The following is a 19112-nucleotide window of genomic DNA, read 5'->3' on the forward strand; positions in this document are numbered from 1 at the left end:
TCATCAGTCAATCATTTTCTCTCAGTATACGCATGAATGCGAGCCCAAGGCGGATGCATTAATTGAGCGCCTGTGCGCGGACAGCCGCGCCGATCGCTCCGGCAAAGCGAGCCTGGGGCGAGGTGGTCACCGGCGACCCCAGTAGCTCGCCCAACCGCTCCACTACGAAGGCGTTCTCGCACAGGCCACCGGTCAGGTAGTACGGGGCGCCCGCGGCCTGCCCGGCCATGGTCGCCACGCGCGAGACCACGCTGTCGATCACGCCACGCGCAATGTTCTCGCGCGGCTCACCGCGACCGATCAGGCTGATAACCTCGCTTTCGGCAAACACGGTGCACATGCTGCTGATCTTGGTGGGCTCGCCGGTGCGGGCGAGGTCTGCCATCTGCTGCTGGGTAATGCCCAAGCGGTCGGCCATGATCTCCAGAAAGCGCCCCGTGCCGGCGGCACACTTGTCGTTCATGGCAAACTTGGCCACGCGGCCACCCTTAAGTTGGATGACCTTGGTGTCCTGACCGCCCACGTCAATCACGGTGCCGTGGTCGCCAAACAGGCGCACGGCACCGGTGCCGTGGCAGGTAATCTCGGTAACGACCTTGTGCGCATAGGGCACCGCAACGCGGCCGTAGCCGGTCGCGATCACGCGCACGTCGTCGGCAGCCACGTCATAACCCGCCGCTGCCAGTGCCTCGCGCAGACGCTCGGCCGCATCGACCGAGGAGAACCCGGTTGGCTGCACGCACGTCCATGCCACCGAACCCTCCCCGTCGACCACAGCAGCCTTAGCCGCCGTAGACCCGATATCGATCCCGATCCCTATCATGGCTCTCTCCCAATCTAAACATCAAAGGTAGCGGCGCGTTCAGGCGCCTTGGCATCCTCCCTCACATGTAACAAAGGGACAGTCCCTTTGTCACATACCGTCACCTACAAGGTTTCGATAAAGGCGGCGATGCGCGTCTCGATCTGGCCCATGTCACCGTTGCTGTAGTCGGTCTCGATCTTCATGTACGGAATACCCGCACCCTCGACAGCCTCCTGCATGCGCGCACTCTCCACGTTAAAGGTGTGGCAGGCCTGCAGCACGCTCTCCACTACGCCATCGACGTGATATTTCTCGCACATGGCCAGCGTGTTCTCCATACGACCGTCGTTGGGCGTCATGACCGAGCAGTTGATATCCAGATAGCGGTCGGCGATGGCGCGAAGGATGTCGGACGCGTCCGGGTCGATCATCATGGCCGCCGTGCGCTCGCCCGAGCAATCGTCCATGCACGCGACCACACCGCCGTTAGACTCGATGGTACGACCGATCTTGTTGATCACACCGCCCACCGGGCATCCGGTGATCAGAATGCGCTTGGCGTCCGCCGCAACCGGGCGCTCGCCCGCGTCGTAGACCTCACGCAGCTTGGCAACCTTTTGCTCCAGCTGCTGCGTATAGGCCTCGATATCAAAGCTGAACATACCGGCAAACATGGTGCTCATCAGGTCGACGCCGCTCATGGCCGCCGGCTGGTTGGCCTGCAGCGCAAACATCTCGAGCTGGGCCGCACGCAAGCGGTTGCGACGACGGACGGCAGCGCGCAGGTCATCGTCGGTAATCGTGATGCCGTAGAAGTCCTCGAGCTCCTCCTTGAGCAGGCGGCACTCCTCGTACCAGCCTTCACGCTCGTGGGCACGATCGCGACCCTGCGGAAGATGCAGAATGTGCGTGCGCTTGAGCTCCCCCAGCAGTTCGTACATCTTCTTCTTGCCGTCGCAGGTGGTCTCGCCGATGATCATATCGCTAAAGTACGTAAACGGACACTTTTGCGAGTAGGCAAAGCCGTACGTCGATTTGATGAGCGGACACAGATTTGCCGGCAGCACCTTCTCGGCCTCGGGAATCACCTCGTCGGACGTGCCGCACAGAGCCACGCTCGCAGCCCCCGCGGCATCGATAATCTCGAGCGGCGTATAGCTGCACAAAAAGCCGACCAGGCGATTACCCGCCTGCTTATAATCCTTGACGCGAATAAACGCCGCCTTGCGTTGCTCGTTGAACTCCTCAAACGTGCGCGGCAACGGCTGTTCAATATATTCCGACATATAACTCCTTAACAAACCTTTTAACCAACCAAGGAAACGGCTTTCCCAGGTGCCCAAGGTTGCCGTGAAAGAGGAACGCCGCGTACTTCTGGTACGCAAGCGACGGTTTGAACGGCAAGATCGGGTGCCTGGGAAGCCACCGGGACGGATAGTCCTAAATGGTTTCCAAGAAAGCCTCGATCCTGGTTTGCAATTGGCCTGCGTCCTCGCCGGCGTAGTCGGTCGTGATGTGCATAAACGGAATGCCGGCTTCCTCGGCGGCCTTCTCCACGGCAAACGACTCCATCTCGTAGAGCGTGCAGAACTGCAGGGCCACATCGACGATACCGTCGGCATGCAGGTCCTTGGCCATCTGGACAATGTCCTTCATACGCTGGTCGTTGGGCGTAAAGACAGCGCAGTTGATCTTAAAGTAGCGCTCGGCGATGGCGTCGAGCATCTCGTCGACCGTCTCGCCGCCCTCGTCCACCAGGTCCTTGTAATAGCGCGAACCCGTGCAGGACTCCTCTCCTACCACAACGCCGCCGGCCTTCTCGATGAGGTTGAACAGCTTCCAGTTGGGCACGGCCATGGGCGTACCGGTGTACAGGATGCGCTTGGTCCCCTTGGGCGCCACGCCCTCGCCGACCTCGACACGCTGCTCGCACTCAGCCGCCATATCGTTGATGGCTCCGGTCAGACGCGGCGTGTCGTCCATAAAGGCGGCCTGAACGGTCAGCAGGCTGTCGAGACCGCTAATGGGCGCTGGGTCGGCAGCGCGCGTGGCAGCGAGGCGCTGCAGGGCGCGACGCTTCTCATTGACGGCGTGGATGGCGGCCTTCAGACGCTCAGGCGTAATCGTGACGCCGCACTCTTCCTCAATCTTGGCGGCGAGCTTTTTAACCTCGGCCTTCCAGGTCACGAGCGTCGACTCGTCGTGCACGTTGGGAATATCCATGACGTACATGTTCTTTTGCGTGGCAAAAAACTCGTAGGCCTTCTTCTTGCCATCGCAGGTGTTCTCGCCTACCACCAAGTCACTCGACTCGATGTAGGGGCAGACCTCACCCAGCTTAAAGCCGGCAAAGCTCTTGATAAGCGGACAAGTGTTGCGCGGTAAGTGCTCCTCGACCTTGTCCGTTGCCCAATCGGCACCCGAGCACAGACCAACGGGAATGCCGTCACAGGCAAGCACGATCTCCTCGGGCACGTACACGCAGAACGAGCCCACGATTTTGGTGGCCTCGCCGGCCTCCTTCTTGTCGAGCATCTCCTTAATACGGCCGCTATGGATGTTGGTGGCTACAAAGTCCAGGTAGGACGTTGACTTAGGGCGGTTGTTCTGTGACAGGAACATGTCCCCGTACATCTGGCCCACGGCACCCAGCAGCATATCGTGGTCGGCAAGATTCATGCCGAGGCTCTCCCACATCGGATGGAAATCAAATTCTTCAGCCATGACGGTTCCCCTCTCGAACCAAAAACGGATAACAACGGTATCGATGCACGACGGACGGCGATTGCCCGGCCGTGCTCAAACCCGGAATTTTAGGGAACCTGCTTTGCGGTCGATTATTTAGTTGTGCGTCGTCTCTCCCGGAGCCGTGAACATACCTGCTCATATGCGACTCCGAGCCATATATAGGGCACGCGCGGCAACGCGGCGAATGTATGTCGTCTGCGGCATGTGCGCACCCTCCTTTACAAGATAAGGTCAACTATATCAACGGTCATCGACCATGCGAACACCGTTGACATTCGTACGACAGTGTCGTGTGCCGTCGATTAATAAATAATTATCTTGATTGATAAGAATTTGTCATTCCTCATTCGGCGAACGGCAAAAACAAAGCCGCCGAGGCTTATATCCCCCGACGGAACTACCCGGCGCTATCGACAAACCAAATGGATCCTGCTGGCATCAAAATGCATGCGCAGCGTCTCGCCTGCTTGCGGCAGCTCGTCGACAGGTATGCCCACTTTGTTGACCTTCCACTGCAGGCGCGTCGGCGCATCGGCACGCGGCACGTCCAGCAGCACCAGGCGCTCAAAACGCGAATCGCTCACTCGGGCCACGTGCAGGTCATAGCTGTTGCGACCCCGCTCGGCACGGTTGTCCACATGAAAGTAGCTCGCACGAATACCCAGGTACGCCACGTTATCGGGAACCTCACGGCCCACGTTGAAGGTCATGCCCCAGTCCAGGGCCTCAACTTCCTGAAGCCCGATCTTGCGCGCGCGGCTCGTATTCTTGCAGCCCGTCAGGCGCAGCGCAGCCAAGGTTTGCGGCCGGCGGACCACGTCCTCGACGGAGCCGATCTCCTCCACATGTCCGTTATGCATCACGCAAATGCGCTCGCACAGGCGGCATGCCTCGTCAATATCGTGGCTCACGTAGAGCACGGTACGGTTACAGACGTCGAACAGGTCGAGCATGTTCTGCTCAAGCGCGCTCTTGAGATACGCGTCGAGCGCACTCATGGGCTCATCAAACATAAAAATGCCCGGGTGTGCCGCCACCATGCGAGCAAGCGCCACACGCTGCTGCTGGCCGCCCGAGAGACGCGCGGGATAGCGGTCGGCAAAACCGGCCAGTCCAAAGATACCCAGGTAGCGCTCGGCAAGTTGCCTGCGCGCCGCGGCGTCGCCTGCACCCTCAACGCCGGCGCACACGTTATCGGCCACCGTCATATTAGGGAACAGCTGATAGTTTTGAAACATCAGGGCGCACTTGCGCTCCTGGGGCGACAGATTGATGCCCGCCACCGAGTCAAAGAAGGTTACGCCGTTGACGACGATCTTGCCCTCGTCGGGCGTCTCCACGCCGGCAATACAGCGCAAGGTGCAGCTCTTGCCGCATCCGGAGGCGCCGAGCAGCGCCACACGCTCCTCGCCGGCATCGAGCTGAATGTCGAGGGTAAAGCCGGGATAGCGCTTTTTGATATCCAGAACGAGCGACATGGCCTATCGACCTCCCTGCAAAGCGGCATCATCGCGCATGAGCTCGGCCAGCGCCTCGCGATCGATACGCAAGGCATCGCCGCCCGCCGGGTCGAGCGAATCGCCCTGTCCGGCAAGATCTTTGATCCGCTTGCGCTCCACACAGGAAAGGCCCCGCTCGCGATACTTTTGCGAATGCGCCGTGTACATGTTGATGAACAGGATGACCAGGAAACTAAACACGATCACGACGACGACCCAAAAGAGGGCCACCGAGGTGTTGCCGCCCATCCACTCAAAGTAGATGGCGATGGGGATGGTCTGGGTAATGCCGGCGTAGTTACCCGCAAAGAACAGGGTGCAGCCAAACTCGCCCATCGCGCGGGCAAAGGCGAGCACCGTGCCGGCGGCAATCGAGGGCCAGCCAAGCGGCATCATAAGCTTGGTAAAGATGCGACGCTCGGACCATCCCAGGGTTCGCGCCGCATCGAGCATCTGCGTGTCGAGGCTCTCGAAGGCTCCGAGTGCCGTACGGTAGACCAGCGGGAACGACACCACCACGGCAGAGATCACCGCCGCCGGCCACGTAAAGACGATCGAGACGCCGTGCGCGATAAGCCACCGACCGACCCCGGTCGAGCGGCCAAACAACATGAGGAGCAGAAAGCCGCAGACCGTGGGCGGCAGCACCATAGGAATCGTAAAGACCGAATCGAGCAGGCCCTTGATGCGACTCGAGGTACCCATAGTCTTCCACGCGGCGAACAGGCCCAGCGCAAAGGAGATCAGCAGGGCAAGGCCGCTCGTCTTAATGGACACCCAAAACGGGCGATAGTCGATGTCGCCCAAAAAGGAGGCCAGAGAGGCCAAGGGCCCCTGCTCATCCCGCAACACGACAGACGATGCTTCTACCATTTGAGCGCTATCAAGCCAACGCGCGCCGCCCTTGGCATCACCCGAGGCTGACGCAATCACCACATAGCGGTCCCCATCCGCACCACGCACATCAAAGCCATAGGTATACCCGCCGGCATCAAACGTTGTTTCCGCCGTGACATACCAAGGAAGATCCACGTCCCCCAGCTGCGCACCTCCCATGCAGTTTGCGCTGTCGAGCTCACAGACGAGAGCCTTGAGACCCGATACGCACTCGTTGTCCTGCGGATCCAAACCATACTTCTCGACTGCCTTGGGCGATATCCACACCACAACGCGGTCGGCAGCGGGCGCCACTACAAGGTCCACGTCCTCGTCAACGGGAAACCGGTAGCCCTCAGGCTGGCCCTCCATGGCACGAGCGGTCCCCTTGGCCAACCGCTCAAAACCCTCGATCCCATAGGAAAGCCCATGAGCGGTCGCAGCAACCTGGGCCCCGTCCTCAGCGTCCCCAGCAAACGCAAGTCCCGGCACCCAGCAAAGCGCGAGGGTCAAAGCACAGGCGACAAGCATGCGGAATCTATTAAGCACGAAAAGCTCCAAGCGAATACAAGGACGGAGTGAGACACAAAACGATGGAATTATCGCGCCAAGCCGCACTACTCGGAAAGCTCAAAGCCGTACTTAGCCCAAATCTTCTGAGCCTTCTTGTTGGTCAGACAGAAGTCGATAAATGCCTTGGCCTCGTCGGCGTGCTCGGAGCTCTCGGCAACGGCGCCCGGGTACACGATGGGCTTGTGCGAATCCTCGGGGCACACGAAGGCCTCCTCGATGCCGTCATAGCGGAAGATATCGGAGCTGTAGACAAAACCGGCCACGCAGTCGCCCGTAGACACATAGGCGGCGGCGGTACCAACTTTGTCGGCCAGTGCGACCTTGTCGGCGATCTCGGGTGCGTACTCGCCATCGTCACCCTCGGCACCGGTGTAGAGGCCCGCGGAGGCCAGTGCCTGGTTGGCGTACTTGCCGGCAGGAACGGTCTTGGCGTCGCCGATGGCGATCTTGCCGTCCAGGCTCGCGACGTCGGCGATGGCCTCGACCTTGGTGTCGGAGCCCTCGGCGCGAATGACCACAAGATCGTTGACGAACATATCCTCACGCGTGTCGGCGTCGACGAGCTCGGCGGCCTCGGCGTCGTCCATGGTGCCCTTGGAGGCTGTGATGAGCACGTCGACCGTGGCGCCGGCGCGCATCTGCTCGACAAGGTCGCCGGACGCCTTAAACTGCGTGTCGGCAAAGGTGGTACCGGTCTGCTCGGTGTAGAGCTTCTGAACCTCGGGCAAAGCCTTCTCGAGCGAGTTGGCAGCAAAGACCTGCAGCTCGACAGCCTTCTTGGACGAAATCTTGGCGGAACCGGCATCGGAACCGGTCGACTCAGGCTCCTTGTTGCCGGAGCAGCCGGCAAGGCCAAGGCCGGCAGCGGCGACAGCGGAGAGTGAGACGAATCCGCGGCGAGAAACCATATCGAACATGTTCAACCCTTTCGGACCTTGTGCCCGGGTACCCCACCGCAGGCTTTATTCTGTAATTAAATTATACTTCGGTGCGAATAATGATTATGAGAAATTATTCTCGTCTGAAAATATAGTTTCAAGCATGCCTACAGAATGCCGTCCCCTTGGGCGCAAATAAAAGGCGGAGCAGCCGTTCAGGTCGCTCCGCCGCAGGTAAACCGCTTAGTTGGTATGTCCGCCGCCCGCTGTCATCTGAGCCGCATGCTCCAGCTGGTCCGCTATGGCCTCCCAGCTTTCGCGGGCGGCCTTCGTAGAACCGGGAAAGTTTACGACAAGTGTATGACCTCGTTGCATGCAAATAGCGCGCGAGAGCATAGCGCGGCGCGTCTTGGTCATGGAGTACGCACGGATTGCCTCTGCAATACCCGGCACATCGCGCTCGCAGACGGCACGCGTCGCCTCGGGCGTCACATCGCGCATCGAAAGCCCCGTGCCGCCGCAGGTGAGCACGACATTGGCGTGGCACTCATCGGCGGCTTCCACAATGGCATCACCGATCTCGCTGACGTCGTCGCGCACGACCACATGCGAGGCGACCGTCCAGCCCTGCGCCTCGATAAGTTCCTCGAGTGCGGCTCCAGCCTCGTCCTGGGCAAGATCGCGCGTATCCGAGCACGTCACGATCGATATCTTCAGCTCCATAGCATTCCTCCTACAACACGGCGCCCTCGGGCAGGTCGACGCGAACAACGTCCACGACATCGCCCACCTTGAGGTCGCACGGCCCTTCGTCAACACGCAACAGGCAGTTAGCCCGCTGCATCGTGCCGAGCAGCGCCGAATTCTGCGTCTTGGCCTCGGTCACCAACAGCTCACCGGTCTCGGGGTCGCGCAAAACCGTGGCGCGATCGAAGAAGCGGCGATGCTGTCGCTTTTTCACGCCGTGCGTGAGCGTCGCCTGCTGCACGGGACGCACGCCCTCGGCAAAGCCGCGCATCTTGCGGATCGCCGGACGCGCAAGCATCTCAAAGCCTACATACGCCGCGGCCGGATTGCCTGAAAGTCCCAGGTAGGGCTTACCCCCAAGCAAGCCAAACGTGATGGCCTTGCCCGGACGCATCGAGATGCGATCGAACAGCACCTCACCCTCGCGCCGGACGAGCGCCGTCACGTAGTCGTAGTCGCCTGCCGAGGCGCCACCGCTCGTAATGACAAAATCGCACTCCTGCACGGCACGATGCACCAGCTCGGCAATCGCCTGCTCATCATCGGGCGCAATGCCGTAGAACACGGGCTCGGCTCCTGCATCGAGCGCTTCGGCCATCAACGCCGACGAATTGGAGTCGCGAATCTGCCCGCGCGCCGGCACGTTCCTCGGTGCGACCAGTTCCGTCCCCAGCGAGATAATGCCCACACGCGGCGCGGCATGCACCTTCACGCTCGCATACCCGGCGCTCGCCAGCAAGCCGGCGCCCGCCGGAGCCACAACCTCGCCGGTGCGCATCACGACATCGCCGGCATGTGCCTCCTCGGCGGCAGAGCGAACGTTCTCCCCTACCTTGGCAGGCGCCGAGAAGCGAACGTGCGAGCCCTCGTTGCCGTCGCCATCGAGTACGTCGACGATCTCGTACTTCACCACGGCATCGGCACCTTCGGGCACCGGCGCTCCCGTCATGATGCGGACCGTCTCGCCCGCGCCAATTATGCCCTCAAACACATGGCCCGCGGCCTCATGTCCGATAACGTCGAGCGTCACTGGCGCCTCGCCAGATGTCTGCGCCAAGTCCGCCGAGCGCACGGCATATCCGTCCATAGCGCTGTTGGCAAACGGCGAGATGTCGGTATCGGCCACCGCGTCCTCGGCCAAGGGAAAACCAGCTGCCTGCCACACGGGAATCTCGATGAGATCCGTCGGAGCAACGTGCGACAAAACAATCGATTGCGCATCCTCCAGCGGTATGAGTTTCTCTGCCATATGCACCTCTTAATGCCACGGCGCACAACAGGGGCGCCGATTCTTTATGCTTGTCTCAGTATAATCCCCCGACGCACGACCGCGACTCGGCCTGTACCCGCAAATACACCTGTCGGTTGCAGGCCGCGAAACAGAATGGAAACCAACCCACCGGCTCGTCGCGTTTACCGCGTTTTATAATGCTTGCGTTGCAACCTAAAAGAGGAACGTATGGCACATAACGACAAACCCGAAAGCGCAAACGAAGCGCAGGATCATTCCCAGCCGCTCGACGACGGCGGATTTTTCTCCCTTAATGACGTCATCACGGCAGGCAGGCATCAACTTACCCGCTCCGAGCATCTCTTGGCTGCCGGCACGCGCCGCAACGCCCGCAACCTACTCGCGAGCGCCAAGTTGCTCGTACTCGTCGTCATCGTCTCGCTCGCCATGGGCGCTGCCGCTTGGGCGTTTTTGGCCTCGTTGAATATCGCGACCGACTATCGCGAGCACCATGCGTGGATTTACGCGCTGCTTCCCGTTGTGGGCGTTGCCACCGCATGGGTGTACAAAAACCACGGTCTTGCCGCCAAACGCGGTAACAACCTGGTCATCGACTCCGCTCTGGGCACACGCCTCATCCATATGCGCATGGCCGTCCTCACCTTCGTCTGCTCTACGCTCACGCACCTAACGGGCGGATCGGCCGGTCGCGAGGGAGCCGCGGTGCAGATTGGCGGCACCATCGCCAGCAACATCTCGAGCCTCGCCCACCTCAAAAAGCATGACCACCACGACCTCATGCTCGCCGGCATCTCGTCGGCCTTTGGCGCCGTATTCGGTTCGCCCCTTGCTGGAGCTTTCTTTGGCATGGAGATGTGCTTTATCGGCAAGATCGACTACACCGCGGGCATCTACTGCCTGGTCGCCTCGTTTACCGGCTACTTTACGTCGCTTGCCTTGGGAACCAAGTACGAGGCGAATGTCATCGCCAGCGTTCCCAACATGACACCACGGACGGTTGTCATCGTTGTTATCAGCGCCATTATCTTCGGCCTGACGGCACGCCTCTTTGCCTGGTCGGTTCGAACCGTCAAAAGCTTGTACGGTCGCTTTATCGCCAATTACCTCGTCCGCGCACTCATAGGCGCACTCGTGGTTTTGGCCGCCTATGCCCTCCTCGACGCCTGGGACTACGCCGGCCTTTCCACGTGGCTTTCCGGCGCAGGATTTGCCGGCAACACCAGCCTGGCGGACGCAGCCATCAAGTTGGTCGTCACAGCGCTTACCCTGGGTGCGGGCTTCCAAGGCGGCGAGGTCACGCCCCTGTTTGGCATCGGTGCGGCACTCGGTGGCTGGATCGGGTGCCTTACCGGACTTGACCCCAGTTTTCTGGCGGCTCTCGGCATGCTCGGCGTGTTCTGCGCCGGCCTCAACGTGCCCATCACCACCTGCATGATGGCCATCGACCTGTTCCACGGCACGGCCGCCGGGTTCTTTGTCATCGTGGCCTTTATCAGCTATCTCGTCGGCGGCCACCGCGGCGTATATCCCGCGCAGCGCATCATCTCACCCAAGCGCCGTTCACTTATCGTTGATGAGGGCGGTACGGTAGCGGATGCTATCGAGCGCCACAACGACCTGATAGAGTAGACGCAAGTATTCGCAGTGCAGCCACAATCAGGGGCAATTCGACCTGAGCGCGACCGCACTGTCATGCCACACGCCGGGAGTCGCCTCATGCAAGCAACTGATTTTGGTCGCACGCTCATCATCGCCAACCCCGCCGCCCAGTCGCGTGCGGCGCGCGAGGTCGCTGAGCGCCTGCAGCGCTTTTTGGACATGACCGCACGCTCATCCCAGTTTGACCTGGTGCTGACCGAACGCACGGGGCACGCCAAGGAGCTGGCCGCACAGGCTCAGGGCTATCGCACCGTTATCGCACTCGGCGGCGACGGCGTGATTCACGAGGTCGTCAACGGGCTTATGACGCAAAAGGAGGACGTCCGCCCCGCTCTTGCCGTCCTGCCCGTGGGCTCCGGCAACGATTTTGCCCAAACGCTTGGCATCGACGATTTCTCCGGCAAGGATTTTGGCGCGCTGCTCACCTGCGAGCTGCAGCGTCAGGACATCGGGCGCATTCGCTCGTGGAGCCCAGCGAGCGGCAGCGGCGAGGCTACCGTTGAGTACTACGACCAGACGCTTTCGGTCGGCATCGATGCCGCCATCGGCCTTGGCACCACCGAGCTGCGCAAAAAGACCGGCTTGACGGGCGCTCCGCTCTACACCCTATCGGGACTTGAGCGGTTTGGCCTGCGCTATCGCAACTACCCCATGACAGTCAGCTTTGACGGCGCGCCCGCCGAGCGCGTGAGGGCGATCATCATGGCAATTCAGCTGGGCCCCACCTATGGCTCGGGCTATCACATCTGCCCCGATGCCGACCCCTGCGACGGCATACTCGACGTCTGCTACGCCTGCGGCCCCGTCCCGCGCGCGGTTGCCCTGCCCATGTTCCTTTCGGCCAAAGACGGCCACCACACCAAGCTGCCACCGGTTCGCATGCGCCGCTGTCGCCATGTCGTGCTTACCTTTGAGGAGCCCGACTACCCCATCCAGGCCGACGGCGAGCCCATCGTCGCCTCGCGCATCGAGGTCGACATCCTCGCCGGCGCCCTCCACGTCTGGCACCCCACCCGCTAGCCACCCTTAAGTTGCGGTGAAATAGGGATTGTTTGGGGGTGCGGACAGATAGTTGGACCGCGGGGCGGTCCGAACTGGAGGTTCGCATGTACAGCAGGGAGAAGGTCGAGCTCTTCCTCCTGGCGACGGAGGACGGCATGGGGCCCACCGCCGCCGCGGAGTTCGCGGGGGTCACGGTGAGCGCGGCCAAGAAGTGGGCGACGGAGCACCTCCCGCGCAGCTACACCGGCGGGGGCTGTAGAATCGTGGCGAGGAAGCGGCTCGAGGTGATATACGCGATCATGGGGGACAAGGTTCCGTACGCAGTCTAACGGCCGGCGGAGATCGCAGGCCCGGCAGGGCCTGCGTCAGCATTGCCGAAAACGCCTATCGAAAGGGCAATCCTTCTTGACAGAACTACAGGAACACCCCCACGCGGGCGAGAGGGCGCGCAGGCGCGGCGAGCGCCTAGCACGCGAACTCCCGTAAGAGCGCGTCTTCCACTTCCCGAAGCGAAAGGGCCCCACCTCCCTCGGCGGGACGGGCGACCACGATGCAGCGCGCTCCCACGTCGCGCGCGGAGGCGATCTTCTCGGCCGTGCCGCCTACGGTTCCCGAGTCCTTGGTCACAAGCCACTGGGCGCCCACCTGCCGAAGCATCGCCTCGTTGAGCTCGCGGGTGAAGGGCCCCTGCATGCCGATGACGTGCGACGGCGAAAACCCCGCGTCGATGCACTTCGTTATAGCACCGGGCAGCGGGAGCACACGCACGAAGAAGCGCTCCGCGAAATCGGCGACGCGCGTGTAGGGAGCAAGCTCCTTGCTCCCCGTCGTGAGAAGCGCGCGACCCGGGTTCTCGGAGAGAAAGCGCGCCGCGCAGGCGATCGACGCGACCGACACGACGCCTTTGGGCAGCGCCTCGACCGGGCGCGCAAGGCGCAGGCATCGTGCACCCACGACGAGCGAAGCGGCCCGGATGTTGCCGCTTGCGAGCGTAGCGAAGGGGTGCGTGGCGTCGACGACGATGCGCGCGCCGGAAAGCTCGCGCTCCATGTCAGCCTCGTCGAGCCTGCCCGCATGCACCTCGATGCCCGGAAGCTCGCCCAAAAGCTCGCCTCCGTACTCGGTTGCCGCATAGGCGCGGGCGGGGATGCCCGCCCCGCTCGCCCATTCGCACAGAAGGCGGCCCTCGGTGGTGCCGGCGAAGATGCGCAGCGCCGGCGCGGATGCGGGCGCCGTCACTTCGGGCCGCCTGGGCGCGTGATCTGGTAGAGCAGCGCGTTCATAATGGCGGCCGCCACGGTCGAGCCGCCCTTGCGACCCCTCGCGACGATGGCCGGCACGCGTCGCGCGAGTAACTCCTCTTTCGCCTCGACCACGTTCACAAACCCGACCGGCACCCCAACGACGAGCGCGGGCGCGATCTTCCCCGCGTCCATGAGCTCGGCGAGGCGCAGAAGTGCTGTGGGAGCGTTGCCGACGGCCACGGTGAGCGGACCCTCGAGGCCGCAAGCTTTGTCCATGCTCGCAACGGCGCGAGTCGTGCCCGCGGCGCGCGCCGTTGCGGCGACATCAGGGTCGGACATGTAGCACACGGCCTTGCAGCCGAGCTTCTCGAGCGCGGGCTTGCTTATGCCTGCGAGCGCCATGTTCGTGTCGGTGAGCACCGTGGCCCCTGCGCGCAGTGCGTCGAGCGCACAGTGCGCGGCGTCATGGGTGAACACGAGGGAATCGGCGTACGAGAAGTCGGCAGTGGTGTGGATGACGCGCTTCACGACGGGCTCTTCGAGCGGCGGGAACGTGCGGCCGCCGAGCTCTTCGGTGATGATCTCGAAGCTGCGCCGCTCGATGTCGCCGGGCGCCATCTCCTTGGAATCCATCTAGTACTCCACTCCTTCCCTTGCACATATCCCCTGCTCGTAGGGATGTTTCTCGCACCGCATCTCGGTTATGTAGTCGGCCTTCTCCACGATCTTGCAGGAAGGCGCGCGCCCGGTGAGCGCTACTTCGACGCCGCGCGCGGACATATCGAGCGCGCGGTCCACGAGCGCCTCGTCGACAAGCCCCTTCGAAAGCGCGTCGAGCACCTCGTCGAGCACGAGCAATCCCTCTTGCGCGCCCTCGAACTCGGCGAGCGCGGAAGCGAGGTTCCCATCGTGCAGCTCGCACGTCGCGGCAAGTTCTTCCGACGTCATCGACCAGGTAAACTTGTCCGACGCCTTCCCCGCGAACACGGGCACGCCGAAATGCTCGGCGAGCAGGCGCACCTCCCCGCTTTCGCCGTCTTTCAGGAACTGCACGACGACGACGCGGCGGCCTGCAGCGAGCATGCGAAGGGCGAGGCCCATCGCCGCCGTGGTCTTGCCTTTGCCGTCGCCATGATACACGTGGATCATACGCCCTCCTCGATAATGCGGTAGACATGCTCCATGTCGAGCGCCCCGCGCACGACGTCGGCCAGGCGGTCGAACTCGCGAGCACGGTGATCGGCCGCGGACGCCGCGCCCGCAGCACCCACGACGTTCTCGGGCAGGCCGCGCATGCGCGCGAGCGAGCGCGCGAGGGCGAGCGCCACCCCCGGTTCGTCGAACAGGCCGTGGAGATAGGTTCCGAACACGTTTCCGCAGGCCGCGCCTTCTGGTTTGCCGCCAATCGTGCCCGCAGGGGCGCAGGAGACGGTCGTTTCGCCGTCGTGAATCTCGTACCCACGCGCCGTCATACCGTTCCACACCGAGAACGCGCCTTGGGCGCCCGTGATGCGCAGCTCCGACTGGGCGAGGCGCTTTTCCTCCTTGAACACCGTACTTGCGGGGATGAGCCCGAGCCCGCGCGCGGTGCCAGCGCCTTCCCTGCCGTACGGGTCGGAAAGCTCGTCTCCCAAAAGCTGGTAGCCTCCGCATATGCCGAGCACCGGCGTGCCCGCGCCCGAAAGCGCGCGTACACAGGCTCCGATGCCGCTAGCCGCAAGCCAGCGCGCGTCGTCGAGCGTAGTCTTCGAGCCGGGAAGCACCACCAGGTCGGGTCGGCCCAGATCGGTCGTCGAGGAAACGTAGCGCACGCCCACGCCGGACACGCGCGAAAGCGGGTCGAAGTCGGTGAAGTTCGACAGATGCGGAAGACGCACGACGGCGACGTCGATGACGCCGCGCGCCTCGCGGGCAGATAGGCGCGGCGCGAGCGAGTCCTCGTCGTCCAGGTCGAGCGTAAGATACGGCACGACCCCCACGACGGGAACCCCGCACATCTTCTCGAGCGGGGCCAAACCCGGGCGCAGGATTTCCACATCGCCGCGGAACTTGTTCACCACAAGTCCCCGCAAAAGCGCACGGTCCTCGGGCGCAAGGAGCGCGACCGTACCGTAGAGCTGGGCAAACACCCCGCCTGGGTCGATGTCGCCCGCGAGCAGCACGGGGGAGGACACGGCGCGCGCGAGCCCCATGTTGACGATGTCGTTTTCGGCAAGGTTGATTTCGGCGGGGCTGCCGGCGCCCTCGATGACGATGACGTCGTTTTCCTCCGCGAGCGAATCGAACGCCTCCAAAATCTGCGGCATGAGCGCCTTCTTTCGCGCGAAGTAGTCCCTCGCAGCGAAGGCTCCCTGCGCCTTGCCGGCCACGATGAGCTGGCTTCGGTGACCGCTTTCAGGCTTGAGCAGGATGGGGTTCATGCGCACGTCGGGCGCGATGCCGCACGCCTCGGCCTGCATGATCTGGGCGCGCCCCATCTCGAGCCCGTCGGCCGTGACACCGCTGTTGAGTGCCATGTTCTGGCTCTTGAAGGGAGTCACGCGCAGGCCGTCCTGCGAAAGCACGCGGCAAAGCCCCGCCGCAAGCAGGCTCTTCCCCGCGTTCGACATGGTGCCCTGGATCATGATGGGCTTCGCCCTACCCACGGGTATCGACCTCCTTCGCCGAGCCTCGGCCATCCGCGCCCGCCATAGCGCCGCTGCAAGAAGCGCCACCCCGTTCGTCGGGTTCGCCTTCGCCCGATGCGCCTTCCGCCCGAAGCACGCGGCTGAACGCCATCGCAAGCCGGGCATTCTCCTTGCGCGTGCGCACCGCGACGCGGCACCAGAAACGGGACAGCACCGAAAACGAGTCGCACGTGCGGACCAAAACCCCCTGATTATAAAGGCGCTCGGGGATGTCTTTCGCCGGCGTGCGGACTAAAAGGAAGTTCGCATCCGACGGCACGACGGAAAGCCCGAGCGAGGAGAGCTCGTGGGAAAGCCACGCTCGCTCGCCCGCCAATACATCGCGCGTGCGCGAGACGTATTCGAGGTCTTCCAGGGCGGCGATGCCCGCGGCCTCGGCGACCGAGGAGACGGGCCACGCCTGCCCCGCCCGGCGAATCCCCTCGATGAGTTGGGCGTTTCCGCTGATCAGATATCCCAACCGCAACCCCGCCATTCCGTAGAGCTTGGTGAACGCGGAGAGCACGGCCACATGGCGCGAACACGCGGCGCGTGCGGCCACGCTCCTTTCGCGGGCGTCGGGCGCAAATCCGAGGAAGCACTCGTCCACGACGAGCAGCGCGCCCACCTGCTCGCAGCGGCAAGCCGCGGCATCGATCACGCTGGGGTCGACGAGGCGCCCCGTCGGGTTGTTCGGATTGCAGAGGTACGCCACGTCTCCCGGCCCCTCGATCGCGCGGGCGAAGGAGGCGGGCACGTCGAAGTCGTCCGCTTCAGAGAGCGGGAACTCCTGCACGCATGCGCCGTAGTACGATGCCGCCTCAGCATATTCAGAGAACGTCGGCGCGCACACGACGATGCGTTTCGGGCGCACCGCCGCGGCGAGCCGCCAGATGATGTCGGACGCGCCCGCGCCGCAGACGATAGTATCTTCGGGAATGCCCTGGGCACGCGCCAGGGCGCGAACGAGGGCGAGGCTTTCCCTATCGGGGTAGGCGTCGATTCGAGAAAGCGCCTTGCAAGCTGCGGCGACGGCGCGCGACGAGGGGCCTGCCGGATTCACGTTCACCGAGAAGTCAATGAGGTCGGAGGCGTCCCCTTCGCAAGCGATGCCGAGCGATTGCGCGCTGCCCCCATGCGTACGGGCACGCAGGGTTCCCCCGACAGCCCGGGGCGCGGCGTGGTCTTCCCTCATGCCATCGCCCCCACGGCGAGCACGACTGCCGCGCGCGCGGCGCCGAAGACGACGAGCGCGCATACGGATGCGGCGAGCATGAGCCTTGTCGCCCGGGCGATGTCGCCCCACTCGATTTCGCGGGACGCGTCGCCTATCGTCGGTTTCTCAACGAGCTTGCCGAAATACACCGCGGGTCCTGCCAGGCGCAGCCCGAGCGCGCCCGCGCACGCCGACTCGGTCTGCGCCGCGTTCGGGCTCGCATGGCGACGCCTGTCGCGGCGCCAGATGCGCGCCGCCCCGCGCGCGTCGAGCCCGACGATCGGGCACACGGCGATCATGAGCAGGGCCGATAAGCGCGAGGGAATCCAGTTCACCGCATCGTCGAGGCGCGCCGAGGCGCAGCCGAAGTCGATGTAGCGCTCGTTTTTGTAGCCCACCATACTGTCGAGCGTGTTCACCGCCTTGTACGCCATGCCCAAGGGCGCACCCCCGATCATAAGGTAGAAAAGCGGCGCGATGACGCCGTCGCTCGCGTTCTCCGCCACCGTTTCCACGGCGGCGCGCGCGACGCCCCGCTCGTCGAGAACAGACGTGTCGCGTCCCACGATGAGCCCGACGGCTTCGCGCGCCGCGACAAGGCCGCCCTTCGAGAACGCGCGGGCCACGGCCAGGCTCTGGCGGCGCAGCTCGCATGCCGCGAGAATCTGATAGCTCGCCCATGCCTCGGCCACGAAGCGCAAGCCGGAGTGAACCATGCCGCAAACATGCAGGATTCCCCAGGTCAAAAGCCCACACGCAAGCGGAAGCGCCACGGCGAGCACAAGCCCTGCGGCGCGCGTGCCCGCGGACGTTTGCGGGAATGCGCCCCGCAGGCGGCCTTCGGCCCACGTGATTGCGCGCCCCATGGCGACGACGGGATGGGGAAGCCAGCGCGGGTCGCCGAAGGCAAGGTCGGCCGCGAACCCGGCGGCGACGGCAAGAATCGTCATCACCGGGCATCGCCCCCCGAAGCGGGGCGAACGTCGCGAAGGCAGCGCCCATCCCAGGTGGCGGCCCATGCGCCGCCCGGCTCGGTATGCACGTCGAAGTATCCCATTTTCGGGACAGCAAGCTCGGAGAGCAGCGCTTTCACGGTACCCGCGTGAACGACGAAGACGGCGCGCCCCCTCCCCTGGGCGCGCTCCGATTTGCACGCCTCCCGAAACGCCGCGACGACGCGGCGGGTGAAATCGCTCTTGCCCTCGCCATGCGGGCAGCGCGTCTCGCACCAGGAGTCTACCCAGGCGCGGTAGCGCGCATCCTCTTTAAGCTCGGCGGCGCTTCGCCCCTCGAAGTCGCCGAAATCCATCTCGCGCAGACCGGGGCACGCCATAAGCTCCGCGTTCGGGAAGAGGATGCGCGCCGTCTGGTCGGTGCGGGCCATGCCGCTCGTGATAACACGAAACGCGTCACGATCGCACGCGAGGTCGCGCAAAGCGCGCTCGCCCGCGCTCGACAGGGGCTCGTCGGTGCCCGCCCCGCTGTAGCGATGGTCTTCCGTGCCCGCCGTGGCACCATGGCGCACGAAGACGACTTCCAAAGGCGCGCCCGCGCCCTGCGTCCCTCGAGGCGCATCGGCAAGGTTTCCTTTGATGACCTGGGGAATCCCGCACGTCATGCGCACGACGACGTCGGCGCGCGCAGCGAGCGCGCATCCCAGGCGCCCCGCGCGCTCGCGCCATTGGGCGTCTTCCGCACGCATGGGGACGACCCCCGAGCCGACCAAGGGCAGAATCACTGCGTCGAAGCCGATCAGCCGCTCGAGCGCCCGGTCAGCGTCGAGCGCGCGTACGAGTTCCTCAGCACGGTATGCGACGCGGCCGGCAAAAGCCGCGGGCACGCCGCCCTCCACAAGCTGCGCCGCGTCGACGAAATCATCCGCCGCGAACCCGAGCTTTTCGCGCACGAAGGCCCTCTTCCCCGAATGCGCGCCACCTACCACGAGCA

At 63.7% G+C, this 19112-nt stretch carries 18 protein-coding genes; 3 read left to right on the top strand and 15 right to left on the bottom strand.

Features of this window, described 5'->3' with window-relative positions; all coding sequences use genetic code 11:
• Positions 1-58 precede the first annotated feature (58 nt).
• The 8 genes from AAAV21_RS00925 to glp all read right to left on the bottom strand — a co-directional run bounded on the left by AAAV21_RS00925 (position 59) and on the right by glp (position 9375).
• On the bottom strand, positions 59-823 hold the full coding sequence (locus tag AAAV21_RS00925; RefSeq protein WP_349106773.1) for an acyl-CoA dehydratase activase: 765 nt from the start codon (positions 821-823) through the stop codon (positions 59-61).
• A 104-nt stretch (positions 824-927) separates the two neighbouring features.
• Positions 928-2091 (bottom strand): double-cubane-cluster-containing anaerobic reductase, encoded by a 1164-nt coding sequence (locus AAAV21_RS00930; RefSeq protein ID WP_349106775.1) that lies wholly within the window; start codon positions 2089-2091, stop codon positions 928-930.
• Between the two features lie 154 nt (positions 2092-2245).
• Positions 2246-3529: a double-cubane-cluster-containing anaerobic reductase gene (locus AAAV21_RS00935; protein ID WP_349106777.1), complete on the bottom strand. Its 1284-nt coding sequence runs from the start codon at positions 3527-3529 to the stop codon at positions 2246-2248.
• A gap of 431 nt (positions 3530-3960) precedes the next feature.
• Positions 3961-5031: an ATP-binding cassette domain-containing protein gene (locus AAAV21_RS00940; RefSeq protein WP_349106778.1), complete on the bottom strand. Its 1071-nt coding sequence runs from the start codon at positions 5029-5031 to the stop codon at positions 3961-3963.
• Positions 5032-5034: 3 nt separating this feature from the next.
• Positions 5035-6477, bottom strand: coding sequence for a molybdate ABC transporter permease subunit (modB, locus tag AAAV21_RS00945; RefSeq protein WP_349106779.1), 1443 nt, complete (start codon positions 6475-6477; stop codon positions 5035-5037).
• A gap of 68 nt (positions 6478-6545) precedes the next feature.
• Positions 6546-7418, bottom strand: a complete 873-nt coding sequence (gene modA, locus AAAV21_RS00950) for a molybdate ABC transporter substrate-binding protein (RefSeq protein ID WP_349106780.1) — start codon at positions 7416-7418, stop codon at positions 6546-6548.
• A 204-nt stretch (positions 7419-7622) separates the two neighbouring features.
• Positions 7623-8102, bottom strand: coding sequence for a MogA/MoaB family molybdenum cofactor biosynthesis protein (locus AAAV21_RS00955; protein ID WP_117584062.1), 480 nt, complete (start codon positions 8100-8102; stop codon positions 7623-7625).
• 10 nt (positions 8103-8112) lie between these two features.
• Positions 8113-9375, bottom strand: coding sequence for a gephyrin-like molybdotransferase Glp (gene glp, locus AAAV21_RS00960; RefSeq protein ID WP_349106782.1), 1263 nt, complete (start codon positions 9373-9375; stop codon positions 8113-8115).
• A 210-nt stretch (positions 9376-9585) separates the two neighbouring features.
• Between glp and AAAV21_RS00965 the strand changes: the two genes are divergently transcribed.
• The 3 genes from AAAV21_RS00965 (at position 9586) to AAAV21_RS00975 (ending at position 12368) form a co-directional block, all read left to right on the top strand.
• Positions 9586-11007, top strand: a complete 1422-nt coding sequence (locus tag AAAV21_RS00965; RefSeq protein ID WP_349106783.1) for a chloride channel protein — start codon at positions 9586-9588, stop codon at positions 11005-11007.
• An 87-nt stretch (positions 11008-11094) separates the two neighbouring features.
• The gene (locus AAAV21_RS00970) at positions 11095-12057 is read left to right on the top strand and encodes a diacylglycerol kinase family protein (RefSeq protein ID WP_349106785.1); all 963 of its coding nucleotides are present in this window, start codon (positions 11095-11097) and stop codon (positions 12055-12057) included.
• 86 nt (positions 12058-12143) lie between these two features.
• A complete protein-coding gene (locus tag AAAV21_RS00975) occupies positions 12144-12368 on the top strand; it encodes a hypothetical protein (RefSeq protein WP_349106787.1) in 225 nt (74 codons plus the stop codon).
• 136 nt (positions 12369-12504) lie between these two features.
• Here AAAV21_RS00975 and cobK read toward each other — a convergent pair whose 3' ends face one another.
• The 7 genes from cobK to AAAV21_RS01010 are packed head-to-tail and all read right to left on the bottom strand — an operon-like array spanning position 12505 to position 19071.
• On the bottom strand, positions 12505-13278 hold the full coding sequence (cobK, locus tag AAAV21_RS00980) for a precorrin-6A reductase (RefSeq protein WP_349106788.1): 774 nt from the start codon (positions 13276-13278) through the stop codon (positions 12505-12507).
• Positions 13275-13916, bottom strand: coding sequence for a precorrin-8X methylmutase (locus AAAV21_RS00985; protein ID WP_349106789.1), 642 nt, complete (start codon positions 13914-13916; stop codon positions 13275-13277). The genes cobK and AAAV21_RS00985 overlap by 4 nt, the downstream gene beginning before the upstream one ends.
• Positions 13917-14432, bottom strand: coding sequence for a cob(I)yrinic acid a,c-diamide adenosyltransferase (locus AAAV21_RS00990; protein WP_349106790.1), 516 nt, complete (start codon positions 14430-14432; stop codon positions 13917-13919).
• Positions 14429-15928, bottom strand: coding sequence for a cobyric acid synthase (locus AAAV21_RS00995; protein ID WP_349106792.1), 1500 nt, complete (start codon positions 15926-15928; stop codon positions 14429-14431). The genes AAAV21_RS00990 and AAAV21_RS00995 overlap by 4 nt, the downstream gene beginning before the upstream one ends.
• Positions 15921-17144, bottom strand: a complete 1224-nt coding sequence (locus AAAV21_RS01000; RefSeq protein WP_349106793.1) for a threonine-phosphate decarboxylase — start codon at positions 17142-17144, stop codon at positions 15921-15923. Before AAAV21_RS01000 ends, AAAV21_RS00995 begins: the two co-directional genes overlap by 8 nt.
• Complete coding sequence (gene cbiB / locus AAAV21_RS01005) at positions 17141-18115, bottom strand: adenosylcobinamide-phosphate synthase CbiB (protein WP_349106795.1); 975 nt, start codon at positions 18113-18115, stop codon at positions 17141-17143. Before cbiB ends, AAAV21_RS01000 begins: the two co-directional genes overlap by 4 nt.
• Positions 18115-19071: a histidine phosphatase family protein gene (locus AAAV21_RS01010; protein ID WP_349106797.1), complete on the bottom strand. Its 957-nt coding sequence runs from the start codon at positions 19069-19071 to the stop codon at positions 18115-18117. Before AAAV21_RS01010 ends, cbiB begins: the two co-directional genes overlap by 1 nt.
• Positions 19072-19112: the final 41 nt, after the last annotated feature.

This window comes from Collinsella sp. CLA-AA-H302 (assembly GCF_040093305.1).
Taxonomy (GTDB): domain Bacteria; phylum Actinomycetota; class Coriobacteriia; order Coriobacteriales; family Coriobacteriaceae; genus Collinsella.

Coding starts and splice junctions, on each gene's coding strand:
- AAAV21_RS00925 (WP_349106773.1), bottom strand. CDS start 823: ATGATAGGGATCGGGATCGATATCGGGTCTACGGCGGCTAAGGCTGCT.
- AAAV21_RS00930 (WP_349106775.1), bottom strand. CDS start 2,091: ATGTCGGAATATATTGAACAGCCGTTGCCGCGCACGTTTGAGGAGTTC.
- AAAV21_RS00935 (WP_349106777.1), bottom strand. CDS start 3,529: ATGGCTGAAGAATTTGATTTCCATCCGATGTGGGAGAGCCTCGGCATG.
- AAAV21_RS00940 (WP_349106778.1), bottom strand. CDS start 5,031: ATGTCGCTCGTTCTGGATATCAAAAAGCGCTATCCCGGCTTTACCCTC.
- modA (WP_349106780.1), bottom strand. CDS start 7,418: ATGTTCGATATGGTTTCTCGCCGCGGATTCGTCTCACTCTCCGCTGTC.
- AAAV21_RS00955 (WP_117584062.1), bottom strand. CDS start 8,102: ATGGAGCTGAAGATATCGATCGTGACGTGCTCGGATACGCGCGATCTT.
- glp (WP_349106782.1), bottom strand. CDS start 9,375: ATGGCAGAGAAACTCATACCGCTGGAGGATGCGCAATCGATTGTTTTG.
- AAAV21_RS00965 (WP_349106783.1), top strand. CDS start 9,586: ATGGCACATAACGACAAACCCGAAAGCGCAAACGAAGCGCAGGATCAT.
- AAAV21_RS00970 (WP_349106785.1), top strand. CDS start 11,095: ATGCAAGCAACTGATTTTGGTCGCACGCTCATCATCGCCAACCCCGCC.
- AAAV21_RS00975 (WP_349106787.1), top strand. CDS start 12,144: ATGTACAGCAGGGAGAAGGTCGAGCTCTTCCTCCTGGCGACGGAGGAC.
- AAAV21_RS00985 (WP_349106789.1), bottom strand. CDS start 13,916: ATGGATTCCAAGGAGATGGCGCCCGGCGACATCGAGCGGCGCAGCTTC.
- AAAV21_RS00990 (WP_349106790.1), bottom strand. CDS start 14,432: ATGATCCACGTGTATCATGGCGACGGCAAAGGCAAGACCACGGCGGCG.
- AAAV21_RS01000 (WP_349106793.1), bottom strand. CDS start 17,144: ATGAGGGAAGACCACGCCGCGCCCCGGGCTGTCGGGGGAACCCTGCGT.
- cbiB (WP_349106795.1), bottom strand. CDS start 18,115: ATGACGATTCTTGCCGTCGCCGCCGGGTTCGCGGCCGACCTTGCCTTC.